Origin of the sequence: Pseudomonas sp. BBP2017 (assembly GCF_003024385.1) — a bacterium.
Classification (GTDB): domain Bacteria; phylum Pseudomonadota; class Gammaproteobacteria; order Pseudomonadales; family Pseudomonadaceae; genus Aquipseudomonas.
In genome coordinates this window covers 183329-203785 of sequence record NZ_PVZN01000007.1, presented here as the reverse complement: position 1 = coordinate 203785, position 20457 = coordinate 183329, and the positions used below count along the sequence as shown (strand labels likewise).

Genomic DNA, 20457 nt, shown 5'->3' with positions numbered 1-20457 from the left:
CTACAGCGTTTCAATCCGCTGTCAACCACCTTTTTCACCGCTGCCGATCTTTCGATCGAAGCCCTTCCGACACTACCTGGAACATCTAACTCGTTGAATTTCAAGGAGTTTTCCGTTCCGACTACGCAGGAAGTGGGGCGAATTATAGAGAGATTAAACGGGGCGTCAAGGACATATTTCAAATTAGTTTCAGATAGCTATATATAGGTACTTCAACCAATCCACTGCTGACAGGCAACCAATCGAGCCCGGCACTGCTCTGTAGTAGAGACGTAGCACAAGGAAAACGCGCGCGACCGCCCACAGCAGTAGCCGCACCGTTACAGTTCCCTCATCGCCATGATTCGCTCGCCAGCCTCATGGGGTTGGCGCACAGGTTTGGGCAACCACCAGGCCGGACCGCTATGGGGCTGGTCGAGGCTGACCCGCTCGCCCATCTGCGGGGTACTGAGCGACACCTGAGCGTCATTGGCCAAAGCCAGAATACGGTCGAATGGTTCATGCCAGCGGTGAACCGAAAGATCAAAGGTGCCGTTATGCACCGGCAGCAGCCAGCGCCCGCGCAAGTCTTTATGCGCTTGCAGGCTTTGCTCGGGCTGCATGTGCACATTGGGCCATTCAAGATTGTAGCCACCGGTTTCGATCAGAGTTACATCGAACGGGCCGTATTGTTCGCCAATCTGTTTGAAGCCGTCGAAGTAGCCGGTGTCGCCGCTGAAGAACAGCCGCAGGTTTTCATCCAGGATCACCCAGGAGGCCCACAGGGTGCTGTTGCTGTCGAACAGACCACGTCCGGAAAAATGCTGCGCCGGGGTGGCAACGAAGCGGATGCCCTCAACCTGGGTCTCCTGCCACCAGTTCAACTGTCGAACTTTGGACGCCGGAACCCCCCACTCGATCAACAGGTCGCCAACGCCTATCGGCGCAAGAAAAAGCTCGGCCTGACGGGCCAGCTGACGTATCGCCTGTTCATCGAGGTGGTCATAGTGATCGTGAGAAAGGATCACTGCGGTCAGCGGCGGAAGCTCTTCAAGTTTGAGTGGCGGCTGGTGAAAGCGCTGGGGACCTGCCCATTGCACGGGGGAGGCACGCTCGGCAAACACCGGGTCGGTGATGAAGAAGCGCTCTTGCAGTTTCAGCAGTACCGTAGAGTGCCCCAGACGCCACAGGCTGCGATCCGGCGCCTCAATCAATTGCTGACGGCTCAGGGGCTGCACGGCAATCTCCACATCCGGCCGGGTTCCCGGCGGCTTGCCAAGCAACAGGAGTCTGAAGCCGATACGCAGTTTTATAAACACGCTGTCCTGCGGCAAAGCCAGCTGGTTGTGGTATCGCCCGTCCTGGCGCTGCGCTGGTTGACCGGCCTTGGTGGGCAATGGGGCCAAAACTAGAAGCACTCCAAGGATAAAGGCGAATTTCATGTTACCCCTAGGTGGCTGAATCAACCGTGAAATGGCTTGTAAGGCCATTTTTCAATAGCCTGCGATTGTTCAACAATATTCACACGTTTTATGCGATAAACGGCGCCCCGGAACAGACCAGCAACCATGATGGATAATAGAAGCGGCAAGGGACTTTCATTTGTCAGGCGAATATACCTGCCGCGCATTATCGGCCTGGGCATCGGCATGCTCAGTGTCATGGCCGGCATTTCAACCCTGCAGATGCCACCGTGGGTCTGGGGCCTGCTGCTGTTCAATGGTTTGATCTGGCCACACCTGGCGTTTCAACTGGCTCGACGCGCGGCCGTTCCCTATCACGCCGAGTACCGTAACTTGCTGGTTGATTCGCTGATGGGTGGATTCTGGGCCGCCACCCTGCAGTTCAATCCGCTGCCCAGCGTAACCATCCTGGCAATGATGGCGATGAATAATTTCGCCGCTGGCGGCCAGCGCCTGTTCTTCAAGGGGCTCATTATCCAGGGCTTGGGTGCAGGGCTTTCGATTGCCCTGTTCGGTGCCGGCTTGCAGTTGCAGGCCACGCCCCTGCAAGTCTACGCCTGCCTGCCGATGCTGACACTTTACCCGATGGCCGTCGGCTGGGTCTGCTACCGGTTGGCGATGAAACTCTCCGAGCATAAACACCGCCTCAGTGCTCTGAGCCGCACCGACAGCCTGACCGGCCTGCTCAATCACGGTTCATGGATAGACCTGCTGCAACTCAAGTTCCAGACCTGCCAGCAACAACATTGCCAGGCGGTGATCGCGCTTATCGACATCGATCACTTCAAAACCATTAACGATACTTACGGACATGTCGTGGGCGACTGTGTATTGAGCCAACTCAGCAACGAGCTCAAACTCGGCTTGCGCGAGGACGACTTGGCTGGCCGCTATGGCGGCGACGAATTCTGCCTGATCCTGCCCAACACCAGCCTGGAGCACGCCAACCTGGCCATGGAGCGGCTGCGCGAGCGGGTCGGCAGCTACCGCAATCCGCAACTACCGGAACTGGGTATCAGCTTGAGCATCGGCCTTGCCAGCTACCGCGACGGTTTGACTGATGCCCAGGACTGGCTCAACGAGGCCGACAAAGCCCTGTATGCGGCGAAGAAAAGCGGACGCAACCAGGTCAATTTCGCCCAACCGGATCTCACATCGCTAAAGCTGGCCTATCCTGATTGAACGTTCGCCCTGCGGTGCAGCCGTCGGAACGCAACTCACCACGGATCAGGATGCGTATGGACAGGATCGTCGAGGTTTCGCCTACCAGCCCGCCCCCCAGTCTGCAAACTCGCAAACTTAACGCCAGTATCGCCGCGCTGTTTGCCCTGGCCTGCCTGATTGCCCTCGGGGCCCTGTTCAACATCGCCGCCTCACTCAACGCCAACGAGCGTGAGAGAAGCAGCTTCTACGCGCACAAAGCACTGGAGCAGCGGCTTGAAGCCTCCCGCCAGTTTCTCTCCAGCTACGCCGTATGGGATGCCGCCTACGACCACCTCAATGGCGTTGCGGACCTGAAGTGGGCCCATGAAGAAAAGAACGTCGGTGACTCGCTGTACACCGCCAGCGGTTTTGAAGGGGTGTTCGTGGTCGATGACCACAGCACCAAATACGCCTTGTTCAAAGGCCAGCTCAGCAGCGCACCGGCCAGCACCTATATAGATGACGCTCTGGAACCGATCATTGCCCAGGCCCGGAACGTTGCCACCGAGCGCCAGCAGATCACCCGACACATACTGTTCAATGGCTGGCCGGCAGTGCTGGTGGCCGCCGCCATCCGCCCCGACGATGAGGAGCTGGACATTGACCCGCAAACCACTTCGGTAATGATTTTCGTCGACCAGTTGACCCCGGAAAAGCTGACCAAGCTGAGCGCCGGCGCTGGGTTGACGGGTATGCGCATCGAGAAAACCGGTGCCTTGGCAGCCGACGAGTCGAGCTTACCCCTGGGCACTACCGGTTACCGTCTGGAGTGGCTTACTCCGCGCCCAGGCGATCAATTGCTTTGGGCTGTGCTGCCGCCGTTGCTTGGCGCCATGCTGGTCCTCGGCCTGTTGATGGTGTACTTCTTCGGCTATGCCTTGCGTACTTCGCGGGAAATCGACGGCACACTGCAGCGATTACAGGCCAGTAATCTGGCCCTGGAAGCCAGCGAACAGCGTTTTCGTGCGGTAGCCGAGGCCGCCTCGGACTGGATCTGGGAAACCGACCGTCACCACCGCTTGAGCTACCTGTCCCAGCGTTTTGTCGCAGTAACGGGATTCAACACCGAAGACTGGCTGGGGCAGCCGATCAATCAACTGCTCAGTTGCGAAACCACACCCTTGACCCTCTGGCTCGACAATCAAGCCGATCCCGCCCCAGGGCAATTGGCCAATTTGCGTTGCGGCTATCGCGACCAGAACAGTCAGCTGCGCTTTTGCCGGGTGTCGGCGCGCTCGATCATGATCGGCGGAAAACTGGCCGGTTTTCGCGGCACCGCCAGTGACATCACCGATGAAGTGGCAGCCCACGCCCGCATCCAGCACCTGTCCATGCACGATGCACTGACCGGTCTTGCCAACCGCAACAAGCTGTCACGCTTTCTCGAACAAGCGCTGCTCAAAGGCCAGGACGCCACACCCTTGACGTTGTTGCTGCTGGATCTGGACAGCTTCAAGCCGATCAACGACTCCCTCGGCCATACCGCCGGGGATGCGGTGCTGCTGGAGGTCGCCACCCGCCTGCGCGATTCGACCCGTGACGGTGACCTGGTGGCGCGCCTGGGCGGTGATGAGTTCGTCCTGGTAATGAACGGCATGGACAGCCGCAACGAAATCGACCGCTTTTGCGCCCGCCTGATCGACAACTTGCACCAGCCGATTCATTTCGAAGAGCAGATTCTGCACATCGGCGCCAGCCTGGGCGTCGCCCAGACCCGCCTGCAAGGCTTCGATGCCGGCGAGCTGATCCGCTGCGCCGATATCGCCCTTTACCAGGCCAAGGCCGATGGCAAAAACACCTGGCGCTACTTTTCGCCGGAGATGAACGAGCAGATCCAGTACCGCCGCCAGCTGGAAAACGACTTGCGCAAAGCGCTGAAGAACAACGAATTCGTCCTCCACTATCAACCACGCTATCGCCTGGACACCTTGCAGATCGTTTCGGTTGAAGCACTGGTGCGCTGGCAGCATCCGGTCGAAGGCCTGCTGGGGCCGGATACTTTCATTCCGTTGGCAGAACAGACCGACCTGATCGTACCTCTGGGGCGCTGGGTGCTGCGCGAAGCCTGTGAGACCGCATGCCGCTGGCCGCAAGACCTGCTGGTCTCGGTCAATCTGTCGCCCGCACAGTTCTCCCGTAGCGATGTAGTCAGTGATGTCTACAAGATCCTGGTTGAAACCGGCTTTCCCGCCCAGCGTCTGGAACTGGAAATTACCGAGAATGTCATGCTCAACGACATTGAAGGCGCCCTGGGCACCATGACCGCGCTCAAGGAGCTGGGCGTGCGACTGAACATGGATGACTTCGGCACTGGCTATTCGTCACTGGGTTATTTGCGCACCTACCCCTTCGACAGTATCAAGATCGACAAACGCTTCATTGCCGGCCTGAACAGTGACGGTAATGACCGCGCCGTGGTCCAGGCGATCATCAACCTGGGCAAGGCCATGGGCCTGAGGGTTACCGCCGAAGGGGTGGAAACCGAGCAGCAACTCAAGGCCCTGAGCAAGGAAAAATGCCATGAAGTCCAGGGTTTCTACCTGAGCAAGCCGGTCGACAAACAGGCCTTCGAACAACTGTTGCGCAACCCCGGCAGTCGCCAGGCTGTCCAGCCTTAGGACCGGATTTACGCGCGCAAGCGCCGTTGCGCGGCAATCTCCGGCAGGTCGCGGCGACGCAGGTAAACCCGCAATGGCTCGCTGACGTTGAGTCGTTCATCGACATTCTGTGCCAGGAGGATTTCGATCAGCGCGCGGCTCAAGGTCATGACTTCACCCTCGCCTTCCTGCCAGACGAATTCGCTGCTGGGGGTGATGCTGTCATCGGCGACATCCATGCCGAAGGCGTCTTCGCTGAAGCGCACGATATGCTTGCCTAACTTGCGATGAAATCCGACGAAGCCTTTGAGCTGGTCGGCAGCGGCACAGATATCCTGTGATGTGATGTGCATGTCAAACCTCACTGAAGCATCCACAAGGACGCAGGACGAAAGGGGTTGGCACGCGGGGCGGTACTGGTCTCTCTCTGATGGAGCGACTCAAGGCCCAAGGTTAATGGAAAAACCTGGCCGGCGGGTACGGATTTTTTCAGTCGATCCAGGCCGGCTCGCTAGACTGACCCACACTGATGTTTGCGCCTGCTGCTGGATCCAGACGAGGCTCAAGCAGCGCTGCCAGCCAATCCATGAACGCGCGCAGACGCGGCGGCACGTGTTGTTGCCTGGCATAGAGCAACGAAACCGGCATCGGTGGCGGAACGAAATCCACCAGCAACGGCACCAGTTCACCGCGATCCAGATACCCTCGCAGTCCTGCCGCTGGTGCCTGAATCAGACCGAGCCCGGCCACACAGGCACTTTCATAGGCCTCGGTGCTGTTGACGGTGACGGCCCCGGCCATGGGCTGAACCTGCAAGGCACCGGCTTGCAGGTACTCAAAACCCGGACTGCGGCTGCCCAGGTTTTTCACGTAATGGATCAACTGATGGTGATGCAGGTCTGCCAGACTCTCGGGCACGCCATAACGCTGCAAATAGCGTGGACTGGCGCAGTTGATCTGAGCGAGGAAACCCAGCGGCCGGGCAATCAGGTCCAGATCACTCAAGGTGCCGATGCGCAGCACGCAGTCGAACCCCTCGCGCAACAGGTCGACCTGACGATCCGTGCAACTGATCTCCAGTTCGATCCCCGGATGACAGTCAATGAATTGCGGCAGATTGGGCAAGATGATGCGCCGCGCCATCAAGGTCGGTAGATCGACGCGCAAACGCCCAACAAGCGCGGCCTTTTCACTGTGGAACAGGCCTTCGATCTCATCCATGCGCGACAACAGGTCTTTGCCACGCTCGTACAGGTGCAAGCCGTCCTGAGTGGCCTGGACCCGCCGCGTGGTGCGGTTCAACAACCGCGTACCGAGCAGGTTTTCCAGGGCCCTGACCTGCTCGGAGACCGTTGACCGCGGTAGCCCCAGACTCTCCCCGGCCAGGGTGAAACTCGACAGCTCGCTGACCCGGACAAAGGTACGCAGCAACTCCAGCTTGTTCATAGAGGCAGGCTCGATTGTTCGCAAGTACCGACCAGTATTTCCGAGATCCATGGATTTATCATCAGCTATCCGACCAATAGACTTTCTTCGACTTCCCCCTCTCACCCCGAGGTACAGAGCATGAATCGGAAAATCGCATTGATCACCGGCGCCAGTCGCGGCCTGGGCAAAAATACCGCGCTGTATCTGGCGGCCCAGGGTATCGACATTATCGGCACCTATCACAGCAAGGCGCAGGAAGCCCAGGCACTGGTGCAGTCTCTGGAACAATCAGGTGTGCGCGCCGCGATGCTGGCACTGGATGTTAGCGACAGTGGCAGCTTCGACGCCTTCACCGAGCAACTGCGCCAGACCCTCAAGTCGGTGTTTGACCGCGAGCAGCTGGATTTTCTGGTCAACAATGCCGGTATTGGCATCAACGCAGCATTCAGCGAAACCAGTGAGGCGCAGTTCGATCAGCTGTGCAATATCCACCTCAAGGGGCCGTTTTTCCTGACCCAGCGGTTGCTGCCGTTGATTGCCGACCAGGGCCGGATCGTCAATGTTTCCACTGGTCTGACCCGCTTCGCCCTGCCCGGCTATGCGACTTATGCGGCGATGAAAGGCGCTATGGAAGTGCTGACCCGCTATCAGGCCAAGGAACTGGGGGCGCGGGGCATTCGCGTCAACATCCTCGCCCCGGGCGCTATCGAAACCGATTTTGGTGGCGGCGTGGTCCGCGACAACGCCGAGGTCAACGACTTTATTGCCAGCAATACCGCCCTGGGCCGGGTAGGCTTGCCGGATGACATCGGCGCGGCAGTTGCACTGCTGCTCGGCGAGGGTGGCGGCTGGATCAACGGCCAGCGTCTGGAAGCCTCTGGCGGCATGTTCCTTTAAGCGTCGTGCGCCTCGCTTCAAGGTTCAGTCAGCGCTGGATCTGGTCTTCACGCACCTGCACGCTGGCGGTCATGCCTGCGCTCAAGGTCACGCCTTGAGGAACCTGGTCCAGTTTGATCCGCACCGGAATGCGCTGGGCCAGGCGCACCCAGTTGAACGTTGGCTCGACTTCGGCCAGCAACTGACTGTCGGGGTTGGCATTGCGGTCGGTGATACCGCGGCTGATGCTTTCGACGTGCCCCTGCATGGGCTCGCCGACGCTCATCAACCAGACCTTGACCGGGTCGCCGACACGGATGCGTGGCAGTTTGGTTTCTTCAAAATAGGCCTGGACGTGGAAGGTCGAGTCATCAATCAGCGCCATCACCGGCTGACCGGCATTGACGTAGTTGCCCTCGGCCAGACGCAGGTTAGTGATGTGACCATCGCGCGGGGCTTTGACCTGGCTACGGGCCAGGTTAATTGCCGCCGCTTTGACGTCGGCCTGAGCCTGGCGCAATTCGCCACGGGCCACTGCGGCATTGATCTGCGCGTTCTCGCGTAGTTCGGCACTGATCGCCTGCGGACCAAGTGCGGCGCGCCGGGAGGCTTCATGTTCGCGCAGGCGTAACTGCTGCTGGCGGGTTTCGGCCACAGCGTTGGCCTTGTCCAGCGCCGCTTCAAAGCGATCACGGTCGATCGACATGAGCAATTCGCCAGCCTTGACCTGCTGGTTGTCATACACCTTGAGCTCGCGCACCCAGCCCGATACGTCCGGGGCAATGATCACCACATCGGCGCGGATTTTCGCATCGCGGGTCCACGGGGTGAGCATGTAGTACTGCCAGAGTTTCCAGCCAGCAAACACAGCCACTGCCACCAGGCACAAGGTTACTGCGATACGTAGCAATGCACGCATGGTCACTCTCCTTACAAAGGCCCAAGTCCGAGGGTTACCAGGGTCAATACACAAATGAACAGCGCGCAATCGAACAACGCCTCATGCCAGACCCAGCGCCCAAGCGGGGTCAGGCGCAGCAGCAGGTGTACGACAGCAGTCAGCACCAGGGCCAACACGACGTAAATCAGAAACGGGCTGAGCAACACACCGCCCAACGCCCACTCACGCAAGCCCATGAATTTCCTCCTGTCGACGGCACCATTTGCCCCAACTGCGCTGCAACTGCAATACCGCCCCCACCGCCAGGCGCAACGGATCGCTGGGGGGCTGGCGTTGCAGGGCATCAATGAATACGGCACTGGCGGCATCCAGGCGCTGGCCTCTTCCCGGCGCAGGGCCACGTGCCAGCACGGCTTGCAGTTGCTGTAAATACACGCGTTCGGCGCCTGCCAGCGGCGCCTTGGCAACGGCCAGGCAGTGACGCAGGTGCAACAGCTCATCACCGATATCCAGGCCATGTACGCCATCATCCCAACGGCCGCGTTCCGGCTCGGTCAATGCCGAGTAATGCCGCGCCAGTTGCAGCAAACGGTCGGCCATACGGCCACCGAACCAGGTGTCGGCACCGCGCAGCTCGCGGCGGGTCAAGCGCACCAGATCACTCTGGGTCGCGGCGCGCAGGCGGCGACCGTGCCAGGCTGGATTACGCAGCACCAACAGTTTGAATGCCAGCACTGCTGCCGCCACCCCAATCAGCATGGCCAGGGCACTGTTGAGAAAGGTCGCGACTTCAAAACTCATGACATTGAGCGGCGCCACCAAGACAATGAAATGCAGGCAATAGGACGTGGCCGTGGCACCGATGCGCGGGTTGGCCATACCCAGCGCTCCGAAAAACAACGGGACGCCCATGGCCATGCAGAGCATGGGAAAGCCGCTCCACTGCGGCAGCAGGATCTGCCCGACAACAAACGCCACGGGTATGGCCAACAGAATCCCGCGCAAGAAACTCATACCGATCTGCGCGCCATTCTCACGGCTGGCGAACAGACTGCAGACCACACAGGTCAGCACCAAGCCACCCGGGGCCGCCGTCCAGGCGGTGGCCAACCAGAAACTGGCCATGGCCAGAAATGCCAGGGCGCTACGCGAGCCGAACAACAGTGCCAAGGGCAGATCACGGTGTGCCGCAAGGCTGTCGGGAACATCCACTGGCGCCTTGCCCTCCTCTACCGCACGTAAAGCCAGGGTCGCGGCCATGGCGTTGTCCAGCAGCAAGGTCAGGCGCGCCAGGCAATAGTGTTCGGCCGAACTGATGCGCTCATCGTGAGCGGCATCCCAGACGCGTTGACGCAGGAGTAACAAACCGGCCTGATCGGCTGCGGCCAGGGCATCATGCACATCATCGAGCCAAGGCTGCAGATGTAGCGCCTGAACCTCGTCCAGCTGCTGCCACTGACGCCGTACCGAGCGGGCGATGCGCAGGAGAATCAGCAACTTCTGACTCAAGCCGCGGATTGCCCTGGCACGCTGTCGGCCAAGACGGCCCTCGAACCAGGCATGTTCACGCTGTGCGTCGACGGCGACGATACGCCCGAGAATTTCCAGCAAGCCCTTGCGCGCCTGTGCTTCGCCCGTCAGGGTCGCACTGGCCGACTGCAAGCCACTGAGCCAGGCTTGGCGCGCCTGCCCCCCTAGCTGTTGTTCAACGCGCATGGGCCAGAGCAACGCGCTGGTCACCGTGGCACAGACAATCCCCAGGCAGATCTCGGTACAGCGCGCCACGGCCTGGTCAAACACCGCCAGCGGATGATTGATCGCCGGCAAGGCGATGATCGCTACGGTGTAACCGGCCAACACGAACGAATAGGCCCAGGCGCTACGCAGCAAGGTCGAGCCGGCGGTGCACAAGGCCAGCCACAGCGCCAAAGCCAACAGGAACAACCAGGGTGTCTGCGCGAAAAGCCCCATGAACAGCACCGACATGGCGGTGCCGATCAGGGTCCCGAAAAGCCGCGCCAGACCTTTTTGCAAAACCATGCCAGACAAGGGCTGGGCAACGATAAACGCCGTCATCAGTGCCCAGGCCGGTTGTTCCAGGCCCCAGCGCAGTGCCAGCCACAAGGCCAGGCCACCGCCCAGCAAGGTCTTGATGGCAAATTGCACGGCGAGCTTGTTCGGCGCCAACAGGGCCTGCAAAGTGATGGGCACGGGACGAACCTTGGCTGACGGTGTTGTAACGATAGACAGAATGGGGGGGAAAGAATCAGGGACACATTATTAGCTAGCTAACTAATAAAAGTCCAGCATGGCTGAAAGGTTTCTTGCAAAGAAAAAAATGGGCGACCGAAGTCGCCCTAAATGCCTTGCGTGCTCGTGTACCGGAAGAATCAGCGCTGCTTGCGCTTGTTCGAGTCCTTCCAGATGAAAATTCCGAATCCGACAAAGAACAGCAGCATCAGGCCGACTGTAATGACTCCAGCGATAACCACATTATCGAAGAACATGTCGGCCTCCATTTGCCTGCACCTGTCTGATGGGTTCAAGGTAACCAATGGAGGGCGAAAGGAAATTGACCGAGGTCAATAGCGCCCGGAACCGGGCGCGCAAGGCGGGTGCAGGTTTGACCTGCATCAAGTTTTCAACGTTTCTTGGGTTTGCCCTTGGGCTTTTTCCTGGCCTTGCCCAACGGCATGGCCTGCTCGAACGCCTGACGCACTTCGTTCAGGCGTTTTTCATTGAGGTCGTGGACGCGCCGGGCGCGTTCGGCGCCGAGGTCGATCAGGTTGTCATCTTGGCTCATGGTCTGACTCAGAAAGCGGGCTGCGATCCTGCCATAATGAAGGCTGTTGCCTGCGCTGACCAGTGACAGGACTGCACGCTCAGACTTCGATATCCACCAACAGCCCCTGGCGCGGCTGTTCACCCATCAGTGGTGCGACGGGCACGGTGTTGTCGGCGTTGACTTCATCTCCCGGCAACGGCTGGTAGAGTTCATCGTCTCTAGCGGAGTGGCGTCGGCCCTGCTGGCGTTGCTGTTCTTCGCGCAGCAACAGCGCCGATTTTTCCGGGTCGCGATGTTTCAGGTCGATAGCCCCTTCACTGGACGTAGGTTGTGCAGGCACCACCGGCTTGATGTCGGGGGTCGGCTTGACCGGGTCCAGTTGCGATGTCACGGGTGCAGCACTGAGCGGAATGATGGGCGGCAGCATGGGGAAGATCTCCTGTCGCCACTGTGTCGGCTAGCCAGCAGCGGCCTTGAGCCAGCAAGCAGGAATAGGCAGGGCCAATCACCGCTTGTACTGACTCGAAGTATAGCGGCAGCGGTTTTTGTCGCTGATATTGCTAGACTCTTTGGTCTGCACAGTCCTATCCGTTAAGATAGTCGGCTTTTCAAAGCGGGAGTCAGGCAGTATGGCGCAGCAGTATCAACCGGGGCAACGCTGGATCAGCGACAGCGAAGCCGAGCTAGGTCTGGGGACCGTTCTGGCACAGGACGGCCGCTTGTTGACCGTGCTCTACCCGGCCACTGGCGACACCCGCCAGTACTCCCTGCGCAATGCGCCTCTGACCCGGGTGCGCTTCTCGCCCGGTGACCAGATCACGCACTTCGAAGGCTGGAAACTCACCGTTCGCGAGGTCGATGACGTCGACGGTCTGCTGGTTTACCACGGCCTCGACGGGCAGAACCAGGCCTGTACCCTGCCGGAAACGCAGCTGTCGAACTTTATCCAGTTCCGCTTGGCCAGCGACCGTCTGTTCGCCGGACAGATCGACCCGTTGCCATGGTTCTCGCTGCGCTACAACACCCTGGAACACACCAGTCGCCAACTGCAGTCCGCGCTGTGGGGGCTGGGCGGCACCCGTGCCCAACCCATCGCCCACCAACTGCATATTGCTCGCGAAGTCGCCGACCGCATTGCCCCACGGGTATTGCTGGCCGATGAAGTGGGCCTGGGCAAGACCATCGAGGCGGGCCTGGTGATTCACCGCCAGTTGCTCTCGGGCCGTGCCAGCCGCGTGCTGATCCTGGTTCCAGAGAACCTGCAGCACCAGTGGCTGGTGGAAATGCGCCGCCGTTTCAACCTGCAGGTAGCGCTGTTCGACGCCGAGCGCTTTATCGAAAGCGACGCCAGCAACCCATTCGAAGATGCCCAGCTGGCGCTGGTCGCCCTGGAATGGCTGACCGAAGACGAAAAAGCCCAGGACGCGCTGTTCGCCGCCGGCTGGGACCTGTTGGTGGTCGACGAAGCTCATCACCTGGTCTGGCATGAAGAGCAGGTCAGCCCTGAATATGCATTGGTCGAACAACTGGCCCAGGTCATTCCTGGCGTCCTGCTGCTGACTGCGACCCCTGAGCAACTGGGCCAGGACAGCCACTTTGCGCGCCTGCGCCTGCTCGATCCGAACCGTTTCCATGACCTGGCGGCCTTCCGTGCCGAAAGCGAGCACTATCGCCCGGTCGCCGAAGCGGTACAGGAACTGCTGGACGAAGGTCGCCTGTCGGCCAAAGCCCACGCCACCATCGAAGGCTTCCTCGGTGCCGAAGGCGAAGCCTTGCTCGCCGCTGTCAACGACGGCGACACCCAGGCCAGCGCGCGTCTGATTCGCGAGCTGCTCGATCGTCACGGTACCGGCCGCGTGTTGTTCCGCAACACCCGTGCCGCCGTTCAAGGCTTCCCTGAACGCAATCTGCACCCTTATCCGCTGCCAAGCCCCGATCAGTACATGGAGCTGCCGGTTGGCGAACACGCCGAGCTGTACCCCGAGGTGGCGTTCCAGTCTCAGGGCGACACTGACGAAGAACAACGCTGGTGGCGCTTCGACCCTCGGGTCGACTGGCTAATTGACACCCTGAAGATGCTCAAGCGGGTCAAAGTCCTGGTGATCTGCGCCCACGCCGAAACCGCCATGGACCTGGAAGACGCCCTGCGCGTGCGCTCCGGGATTCCGGCCACGGTGTTCCACGAAGGCATGAGCATTCTTGAACGCGACCGTGCCGCCGCCTACTTCGCTGATGAGGAGTTTGGCGCGCAAGTGCTGATCTGTTCGGAAATCGGCAGTGAAGGGCGCAACTTCCAGTTCGCCCACCATCTGGTGCTGTTCGACCTGCCGGCCCACCCTGACCTGCTCGAGCAGCGTATCGGCCGTCTCGACCGTATCGGCCAGAAGCACACCATCGAACTGCATGTACCGTACCTGCAGAACAGCCCGCAAGAGCGCCTGTTCCAATGGTACGACCAGGCGCTGAACGCCTTCCTCGCCACCTGTCCGACCGGTAACGCCCTGCAGCATCAGTTCGGTCCGCGCCTGCTGCCGCTGCTCGAAAGCGGCGACGACGGTAAGTGGCAAGCCCTGGTCGACGAGGCCCGCGCCGAGCGCGAGCGTCTGGAGGCCGAGCTGCACAGCGGTCGCGACCGCCTGCTGGAGCTCAACTCCGGCGGTGCTGGCGAAGGCCAGGAGCTTGTTGAGGCGATCCTTGAGCAAGACGATCAGTTCACCCTGCCGATCTACATGGAAACCTTGTTCGACGCCTTTGGCATCGACAGCGAAGACCACTCGGAAAATGCCCTGATCCTCAAGCCGAGCGAAAAAATGCTCGACGCCAGCTTCCCGCTGGGCGACGACGAAGGTGTGACCATCACCTACGACCGCAACCAGGCGTTGTCTCGCGAAGACATGCAGTTCATTACCTGGGAGCACCCGATGGTCCAGGGTGGCATGGATTTGGTGCTGTCCGGCTCGATGGGCAACACCGCGGTGGCGCTGATCAAAAACAAGGCACTCAAACCCGGTACCGTGCTGCTCGAACTGCTGTATGTCAGCGAGGTGGTAGCCCCGCGCGCCCTGCAACTGGGCCGTTACCTGCCACCGGCGGCACTGCGCTGCCTGCTCGACACCAACGGCAACGACCTGGCCTCGCGCGTGTCGTTCGAAACCCTCAACGACCAGCTCGAGAGCGTGCCAAAGGCCAGCGCCAACAAGTTCATCCAGGCCCAGCGCGATGTGCTGACGCCACGGATCAACAGTGGTGAAGCCAAGATCATGCCGCGTCACGCCGAACGTGTTGCCGAAGCCCAGCGTCGCCTGGCGGCGGAAACCGACGAAGAGCTGGCACGCCTGACCGCATTGCAAGCGGTCAACCCAAGCGTGCGCGACAGCGAGATCGAAGCGGTGCGCAAGCAACGTGAGCAAGGCCTGGCGATGCTGGAAAAAGCCGCGCTGCGCCTGGAAGCGATCCGAGTGTTGGTTGCCGGTTAAGCGTCGCATTCATCGCGGGGCAAGCCCACACAGTAGAACACCTGTGTGGGCTTGCCCCGCGATGAGCCACCTATAGAAGCTCCCGCTATTACCTCAATACCCAAATCATAGAAGTCAAAGTGCCATTAATCCGGATGGGTTAATGCGCTCTTTCTATACTCCTGCAGAACAGTCTCCAGACAGGCTTTTGGGGGACGAGTGAAAACTCGACAAAGAGGCAGGCTATGGAGTGGCTGGGACTACAGATGCTCGTCGATCTTCCGGCGAGCGGACAGATCATTCTAGAGTGCCAGTACAACCCTTACCTGGTCGTACTTGCGTTTCTGGTTGCTGGCGCAGGCAGCTTCGCCACCTTGAGCATGGCAGAACGCCTGAACCACGTAGAGCAGCCCGCTGCCCAGCGCCAATGGCGTCTGCTCGGCGCCTGCTGTCTGGCCGGTGGTGTCTGGGCTCTGCATTTCATCAGCATGCTGGCGTTCCAGACGCCCATTGAGGTCCACTACGACTTCGCCCTGACAGGCTTGTCGCTGATCGTCATGCTGTTCGCCGGCTGGCTGGCGATGAACACCTTGGGCCAATCTGACCTGCGCGCCCGTCATTTCTTCCAGGCGGCCACCTGCATCGGTCTGGGTATTGCTGCGATGCACTACATCGGCATGTCCGCGATGCGCTCCAACGCCGAACAATTCTATCGTCCGGACATGTTCGCCGCCTCGATTGCGGTTGCCATCATCACCAGCCTGCTGGCCCTGTTGCTGGCTCGCTACTTTCGCTATGGCAGCGGCACACTTCATCAGTTGCTCAAATACGCGGCCAGCCTGTTGATGGCCGGAGGCATTTTCGCCACCCACTTCACCGGCATGGCGGGCATGACCCTGATCATCCCCGACGAAGCGGTCGTGGTCCTGCCAGGTGCCGACAACAACCTGCAACTGGGCCTGACCATCGCCTTCATCACCCTGCTGGTCAGCGCCAGTAGTATCAGTGCCGCCCTCTCCGACCAGAAGCTGCAAAGCAAGGAGCACGACCTGCGCCGGGTCAATGTCCTCCTCAGCCAGCTGGATCAGGCGCGGGTGTCGCTGCAGCAGGCCGCTCATTACGACGCCCTGACCAACCTGATCAACCGTCGCGGCTTCAATCAGGTATTTGCCGAGCGTCTGGTCGAACAGACCACCAATGAAGGCATGCTGGCGGTGATGTTCCTCGATATTGACCATTTCAAGCGGATCAACGACAGCCTTGGTCACGATGCCGGCGATGAGCTGCTCAAAGTCATTGCCAGCTACATCAAGGCGGCGACCCGTAGTCAGGACGTGGTGGCCCGCTTTGGTGGTGACGAGTTCTGCATCCTGATCGCCTTGAGCAGCCGCGAAGAAGCCCGGCACCTCGCCCAACGCATCATGCACAAGATGAAAGAGCCGATCGACCTGGCCGGACGGCGCATGGTCATGACTACCAGCATTGGTATCAGCATCTTCCCCGACGACGGCCGTAGCTGCGATGAACTGCTCAAGAATGCCGACCTGGCGCTGTATCAGTCCAAAGGATGTGGACGTAACAGCCTGAACTTCTTCAACAGCAGCCTCAAGACCCGCGCCACGCTGGAGCTGCAACTGGAAGAAGAGCTGCGCATCGCCCTGCTCGAAGAGCGGGGGCTGCGCATTCACTACCAGCCGATTTTCGACCTGCATACCGGTCAGGTGGCCAAGCTTGAAGCCCTGGTGCGATGGCAACATCCGCAGCATGGCTTGCTCAGTCCGGACCGTTTCATCGGCATCGCCGAAGCCAACGGCCTGATCGGCGACCTTGATCTGTGGGTGCTACGCCATGCCTGTGAAGACCTGGCGCAACTCAATCGTCATGGCTATGGCAGATTGAAGGTCACGGTCAATTGCTCAGCCTTGACCCTCGGCCGCGAAGAACTGACCAGTGAAGTTAAAGACGCCCTGCAGCGGGCAGGTCTCTCAGCCCGCCAGCTGGAACTGGAAGTCACCGAAAACGCGCTGATGGGCAACATTCACAGCACCATCGCCCTGCTCAAGGACATTCGCGCCCTCGGCGTCTCACTGTCGATCGATGACTTCGGCACTGGCTACTCATCACTGGCCTACCTCAAGCGTCTGCCGCTGGACACCTTGAAGATCGATCGTTCCTTCGTTCAGGATGTACCACGTTGCCGGCCGGACATGGAGATTGTCCAGGCGATCATCGTCATGGCCCACACCCTGCACCTGCAGGTGATCACTGAAGGCGTGGAGTCCATCGAGCAGTATCAGTTCCTCGCCCAGCAGGGCTGCGACTTCGCCCAAGGCCATCTGCTCAGCCACCCGGTACCCTTGGGTGAGCTACGCGCCATCCTCAGTCAGCTTGATCAGCGCGACGAGTCGTCGCTGGTCAGCTTCCATCCTTACGCCGGTACAGATCAATCAAGGTCGCCGGATCTTTTTGCAGATAGCCCTGGCTTGCGTGCAGGCGCATCAGCTGTGCGGCCAAGCCACTGAGCGGCGTTGCCGAGCCCTGTTCGCGCGAGAATTTCACCGCCGTATCCAGATCCTTGAGCAAGGTCCGCACGTGCCATTTGACCGGTTCGAAGCAGCTCTGCGCCATTTGCGGTGCCAGAATCTGCAACGGCCTGGAATCGGCAAAGCCCCCGGCCAGGGCGTCGGCAATCAGACTCGCATCGACACCGGACTGCTCGGCGAGCGCCACCACCTCGGCAATCACCAAGGCATTACAGGCAACGATCATCTGGTTGCAGGCCTTGGTCACCTGCCCCGCCCCCACCGGCCCCATATGGGTGACCCGCTGGCCCAGGGTCAGCAGCACCGGGCGTACGCGTTCAAGGTCCGCCGCAGTGCCGCCGACCATGATCGCCAGACTGCCGGCTTCGGCCCCAGGCGTGCCACCTGAAACTGGCGCGTCGAGCCAGCTCATGCCACTGAGCGCGGCCAGTTCTGCAGCCATCTCTCGGGTCGCGGTCGGCTCCAGGCTGGAGAAGTCGACCAGCAACTGCCCGGCCTTGGCGCCCTTGGCCACACCTTCAGGCCCGAATACCACCTCACGCACCACCGCCGTATCGGCCAGGCACAACAGCACCAGATCAGCCGCCTGACACAGCTCGGCCGGGGTATCCACCCGCCGCGCCCCCGCCTCGACCAGCGCTGCACACTTGTCCGGCGAACGGTTCCAGACAGTCAACGGATACCCCGCCGCCAACAAGCGCCGGCACATTGGCAATCCCATCAGACCGATTCCGGCAAACCCCAGTGAAGGACGTGCAGTGCTCATGTACAGCTCCAGGCAGATTAAAGAAGTTGAATGATTGGACGATTCAGTTTGCAGGCGTGGCAAGGAAAAATCCTACAGCGCTAGGGCAACCCCCTATCGCTCACGTCGAATGCGCACTGATACAGTCGCGAAACTTATCCAGTGATGGCTCTATGATATCTACTAGAACAGCCACCCACCCCCAGGCAAATGGCGCAAAATGACCTCCAAGAATACTTCTGCCAACGCGGTTTCCGAGCTGACCTCACCCACTCCCGCGTTCAGCGCTCCAGGGGCCAGAGAATTCTACAGCCCGCGAACGCTTAACCCGCAGCAGTACCTGTATTTCACTGAGCCCGATATCCAGCGCATCCTCGACAATCTGGACGGCTTGCGCGATCTGGTATTTCCGCCCAGTGTCCACGTCGAAGACGACAGCCAGCTACGCCTGGACCAGCAGTTCCCATCGGTCTGCCTGATCGGCCTGGGCCGGTGCGGCTCGAACATCGCCCTGGATGTCGCCGAACTTGTATACAACGCCCGCACCTTTTATCTCAACGAATTCAACAATGAGGACCGTGCCGGCAGCGAACCCAACTACAGCCCGGCACGCTGGATCCGCAACAACCTGCGCCTGGTCCAGAACAAAGGCAGCAAACCCGTGTTCCTGGTTGAGCCGCTAGTGATGCTGGGTGATCTGGACAAAGACATTGCCGGTCGTATCCGCTTCTCACGCAAGGGTGAAAAAAGCGGCTTCATCCGCGACTACAGCAAGATGAAGATCATGGACCTCTCGGAAGTCCATGCCGGGGGTGCCGGTAACGCACCGATCCTCGGCCAGTACCTGGCCAAGATCATCCTCAACAAAGAAACCCATCGTTTTTCCAGCGCCGACTGGAAGCTGATCCATTCGTACCTGATCGACTCCTGCGGGATCAAGGCCAACCAGTCACGGTTGTACTTCTACATCTTCAGTGCCGGTGGCGGTACCGGTTCGGGCATGGCCTCGGAGTTCGGCCTGGCCCAGCAGTACTCATACATGAACAAGACCTTCGACACCAAGCCGGCTGACGAAAACGACGGCAAGAGCGGGCACTCGTTCGTCTTCGAACCAATCTTCACCAGCGGCATCTGCGTACTACCGAACATTTCCGATCACCGCAGCGAAATGTCCGAGGCCTTGCACATCAACGCCGGACGCCTGCTGTGCAAGTACCTGTCGGAAGAATGGGACTTCTCTTATAACTTCGATAATGAAGACAGCAGCGAAGCCAGCGTCATGGGGCGTATTCGCCCCTGGAACGCGATGATGCTGATTTCCAACGACATCATGCGCTACGCCGAAGAGAATGATGACGGCAACATCCAGAACATTGATGTCAATGCCATGGAAAAGCACGCCAACCAGTACATCTCCCAACAGATCTTCAACATTCTGACCGCCCAGGCGGTGACCACCGACTACGACCAGAATTACTTCCGCCGCGCCGGCATCGACATCGGCGAAACCATTCGCCTGGATGCCAACGACCTGTTCATGAGCCTCGCCGGACCTGTGGCCATTGCCTACGCAGAATCCGTGGTACCGGAACAGCCGTCACCGAATTCGGATAAATTCAAAGTGTTCGAGAAGGACCAGCCGCGTCTGAACATCGACGACCTGTTCTTCCGCTCCATCGACCTGCCGCATTTCAACAAGGTGACCCAGGCGATCGAGGGCATCAGCCTGTTGCCGATCGAATCCAAGCGCTATCGTGCGGCGCTGGAACAGTACAAGGCCTCCGGTTATGACGCGGCGGCCCTGCACGACCTGCACTTCTTCAAGAACTGTTCGTCGGTGGTGTCGATCGTATCCTTGCCCAAGGACTACAAGCTCTCGTACATGGACTTGAACCGGCTCAAGACCCACCTCAACAGCCTGTTCCCCAACACCACCCTCAAGCGCTATGCCCTGGTGATCGGCGCTTCGGCGAACCTGTCGCTGACCACCCTGATCGCCAAGAGCCCGTGCCTGTCGGACGACTTCCTGACCTTGATCGTGGCCTTCATCAAGCGTTGCTTTGCGCGCAACCCGTACCGCTTCGACGACACCCTGGACAACGCCATCCTCGAATTCATCACCAGCGATACCTTCGATGAAGAACGCATCGATGATTTGCTCAATGAATTCGAAAACCCGGCGAAAATCCTCGATACCAACTGGTATGCGATCAAGCCGATGTACGAGAAGAAGTACCGCGAGCTGATCAACGACAAGAGCAAGTTCGTCTCGATCAACGACATTCGACTGTCGCGCGAATGCGTGAAGAAGGCAGTGAAATACCTGCGCGAAATCTTCCGTCACCGGATCGGCAAGACCCGGGTGATTTCGCTGAACAGTCATACTGGAAAAGTGGATTACTGATCAGAAGCATCGCGGGGCAAGCCCGCTCCCACAGATCCACCTTGTGGGAGCGGGCTTGCCCCGCGATCTGTTACCGTT

General features: G+C 59.9%; 16 protein-coding genes. 6 read left to right on the top strand and 10 right to left on the bottom strand.

Features of this window, described 5'->3' with window-relative positions; genetic code table 11:
* Nucleotides 1-320 precede the first annotated feature (320 nt).
* Entirely contained in the window at nucleotides 321-1421 is a 1101-nt protein-coding gene (locus C6382_RS11900; protein ID WP_107024675.1) for an MBL fold metallo-hydrolase, read from the bottom strand.
* Nucleotides 1422-1547: 126 nt separating this feature from the next.
* On the opposite strand from C6382_RS11900, the gene C6382_RS11895 reads away from it, so the two are divergent.
* Together C6382_RS11895 and C6382_RS11890 are read left to right on the top strand one after the other, a co-directional pair.
* Nucleotides 1548-2624, top strand: a complete 1077-nt coding sequence (locus tag C6382_RS11895) for a diguanylate cyclase (RefSeq protein WP_107024674.1) — start codon at nucleotides 1548-1550, stop codon at nucleotides 2622-2624.
* A gap of 56 nt (nucleotides 2625-2680) precedes the next feature.
* Nucleotides 2681-5263 carry an EAL domain-containing protein gene (locus C6382_RS11890; RefSeq protein WP_107024673.1) on the top strand — a complete coding sequence of 861 codons (2583 nt, stop codon included), beginning with the start codon at nucleotides 2681-2683 and terminating at the stop codon, nucleotides 5261-5263.
* An 8-nt stretch (nucleotides 5264-5271) separates the two neighbouring features.
* On the opposite strand, the gene C6382_RS11885 is transcribed toward C6382_RS11890, so the two are convergent.
* Both C6382_RS11885 and C6382_RS11880 read right to left on the bottom strand, forming a co-directional pair.
* Nucleotides 5272-5595, bottom strand: coding sequence for a DUF2025 family protein (locus C6382_RS11885; protein WP_107024672.1), 324 nt, complete (start codon nucleotides 5593-5595; stop codon nucleotides 5272-5274).
* Between the two features lie 136 nt (nucleotides 5596-5731).
* Nucleotides 5732-6688, bottom strand: coding sequence for a LysR family transcriptional regulator (locus C6382_RS11880; protein WP_107024671.1), 957 nt, complete (start codon nucleotides 6686-6688; stop codon nucleotides 5732-5734).
* A 120-nt stretch (nucleotides 6689-6808) separates the two neighbouring features.
* On the opposite strand from C6382_RS11880, the gene C6382_RS11875 reads away from it, so the two are divergent.
* Nucleotides 6809-7567 carry an SDR family NAD(P)-dependent oxidoreductase gene (locus tag C6382_RS11875; RefSeq protein WP_107024670.1) on the top strand — a complete coding sequence of 253 codons (759 nt, stop codon included), beginning with the start codon at nucleotides 6809-6811 and terminating at the stop codon, nucleotides 7565-7567.
* Nucleotides 7568-7595: 28 nt separating this feature from the next.
* Here C6382_RS11875 and C6382_RS11870 read toward each other — a convergent pair whose 3' ends face one another.
* The 6 genes from C6382_RS11870 to C6382_RS11855 all read right to left on the bottom strand — a co-directional run bounded on the left by C6382_RS11870 (nucleotide 7596) and on the right by C6382_RS11855 (nucleotide 11659).
* Nucleotides 7596-8465, bottom strand: coding sequence for an HlyD family secretion protein (locus C6382_RS11870; RefSeq protein WP_107024669.1), 870 nt, complete (start codon nucleotides 8463-8465; stop codon nucleotides 7596-7598).
* An 11-nt stretch (nucleotides 8466-8476) separates the two neighbouring features.
* Entirely contained in the window at nucleotides 8477-8683 is a 207-nt protein-coding gene (locus tag C6382_RS11865) for a DUF1656 domain-containing protein (protein WP_107024668.1), read from the bottom strand.
* Entirely contained in the window at nucleotides 8670-10658 is a 1989-nt protein-coding gene (locus C6382_RS11860) for an FUSC family protein (protein ID WP_107024667.1), read from the bottom strand. Before C6382_RS11860 ends, C6382_RS11865 begins: the two co-directional genes overlap by 14 nt.
* Nucleotides 10659-10837: 179 nt before the next feature.
* Nucleotides 10838-10954: a cytochrome c oxidase subunit CcoM gene (ccoM, locus tag C6382_RS24490; RefSeq protein ID WP_038616278.1), complete on the bottom strand. Its 117-nt coding sequence runs from the start codon at nucleotides 10952-10954 to the stop codon at nucleotides 10838-10840.
* A 134-nt stretch (nucleotides 10955-11088) separates the two neighbouring features.
* Nucleotides 11089-11250 (bottom strand): hypothetical protein, encoded by a 162-nt coding sequence (locus tag C6382_RS24150; protein WP_178082766.1) that lies wholly within the window; start codon nucleotides 11248-11250, stop codon nucleotides 11089-11091.
* A gap of 79 nt (nucleotides 11251-11329) precedes the next feature.
* Nucleotides 11330-11659 carry an aspartate-semialdehyde dehydrogenase gene (locus C6382_RS11855; protein WP_107024666.1) on the bottom strand — a complete coding sequence of 110 codons (330 nt, stop codon included), beginning with the start codon at nucleotides 11657-11659 and terminating at the stop codon, nucleotides 11330-11332.
* Between the two features lie 202 nt (nucleotides 11660-11861).
* Between C6382_RS11855 and rapA the strand changes: the two genes are divergently transcribed.
* A complete protein-coding gene (gene rapA, locus C6382_RS11850) occupies nucleotides 11862-14708 on the top strand; it encodes an RNA polymerase-associated protein RapA (RefSeq protein WP_107024665.1) in 2847 nt (948 codons plus the stop codon).
* 224 nt (nucleotides 14709-14932) lie between these two features.
* Nucleotides 14933-17209 carry a bifunctional diguanylate cyclase/phosphodiesterase gene (locus C6382_RS11845; RefSeq protein ID WP_107024664.1) on the top strand — a complete coding sequence of 759 codons (2277 nt, stop codon included), beginning with the start codon at nucleotides 14933-14935 and terminating at the stop codon, nucleotides 17207-17209.
* On the opposite strand, the gene C6382_RS11840 is transcribed toward C6382_RS11845, so the two are convergent.
* Nucleotides 17103-17996, bottom strand: coding sequence for an NAD(P)-dependent oxidoreductase (locus C6382_RS11840; protein ID WP_107024663.1), 894 nt, complete (start codon nucleotides 17994-17996; stop codon nucleotides 17103-17105). The genes C6382_RS11845 and C6382_RS11840 overlap by 107 nt on opposite strands.
* Before the next feature lie 199 nt (nucleotides 17997-18195).
* Here C6382_RS11840 and C6382_RS11835 point away from each other — a divergent pair, with 199 nt between their 5' ends.
* Nucleotides 18196-20379: a hypothetical protein gene (locus C6382_RS11835; protein WP_107024662.1), complete on the top strand. Its 2184-nt coding sequence runs from the start codon at nucleotides 18196-18198 to the stop codon at nucleotides 20377-20379.
* Nucleotides 20380-20457 lie beyond the last annotated feature (78 nt).

Bases quoted from the DNA above. Each gene is read 5' to 3' on its own strand.
- C6382_RS11900 (WP_107024675.1), bottom strand. From the start codon at position 1,421: ATGAAATTCGCCTTTATCCTTGGAGTGCTTCTAGTTTTGGCCCCATTG.
- C6382_RS11895 (WP_107024674.1), top strand. From the start codon at position 1,548: ATGATGGATAATAGAAGCGGCAAGGGACTTTCATTTGTCAGGCGAATA.
- C6382_RS11890 (WP_107024673.1), top strand. From the start codon at position 2,681: ATGGACAGGATCGTCGAGGTTTCGCCTACCAGCCCGCCCCCCAGTCTG.
- C6382_RS11885 (WP_107024672.1), bottom strand. From the start codon at position 5,595: ATGCACATCACATCACAGGATATCTGTGCCGCTGCCGACCAGCTCAAA.
- C6382_RS11880 (WP_107024671.1), bottom strand. From the start codon at position 6,688: ATGAACAAGCTGGAGTTGCTGCGTACCTTTGTCCGGGTCAGCGAGCTG.
- C6382_RS11875 (WP_107024670.1), top strand. From the start codon at position 6,809: ATGAATCGGAAAATCGCATTGATCACCGGCGCCAGTCGCGGCCTGGGC.
- C6382_RS11870 (WP_107024669.1), bottom strand. From the start codon at position 8,465: ATGCGTGCATTGCTACGTATCGCAGTAACCTTGTGCCTGGTGGCAGTG.
- C6382_RS11865 (WP_107024668.1), bottom strand. From the start codon at position 8,683: ATGGGCTTGCGTGAGTGGGCGTTGGGCGGTGTGTTGCTCAGCCCGTTT.
- ccoM (WP_038616278.1), bottom strand. From the start codon at position 10,954: ATGTTCTTCGATAATGTGGTTATCGCTGGAGTCATTACAGTCGGCCTG.
- C6382_RS24150 (WP_178082766.1), bottom strand. From the start codon at position 11,250: ATGAGCCAAGATGACAACCTGATCGACCTCGGCGCCGAACGCGCCCGG.
- C6382_RS11855 (WP_107024666.1), bottom strand. From the start codon at position 11,659: ATGCTGCCGCCCATCATTCCGCTCAGTGCTGCACCCGTGACATCGCAA.
- rapA (WP_107024665.1), top strand. From the start codon at position 11,862: ATGGCGCAGCAGTATCAACCGGGGCAACGCTGGATCAGCGACAGCGAA.
- C6382_RS11845 (WP_107024664.1), top strand. From the start codon at position 14,933: ATGGAGTGGCTGGGACTACAGATGCTCGTCGATCTTCCGGCGAGCGGA.
- C6382_RS11840 (WP_107024663.1), bottom strand. From the start codon at position 17,996: ATGAGCACTGCACGTCCTTCACTGGGGTTTGCCGGAATCGGTCTGATG.
- C6382_RS11835 (WP_107024662.1), top strand. From the start codon at position 18,196: ATGACCTCCAAGAATACTTCTGCCAACGCGGTTTCCGAGCTGACCTCA.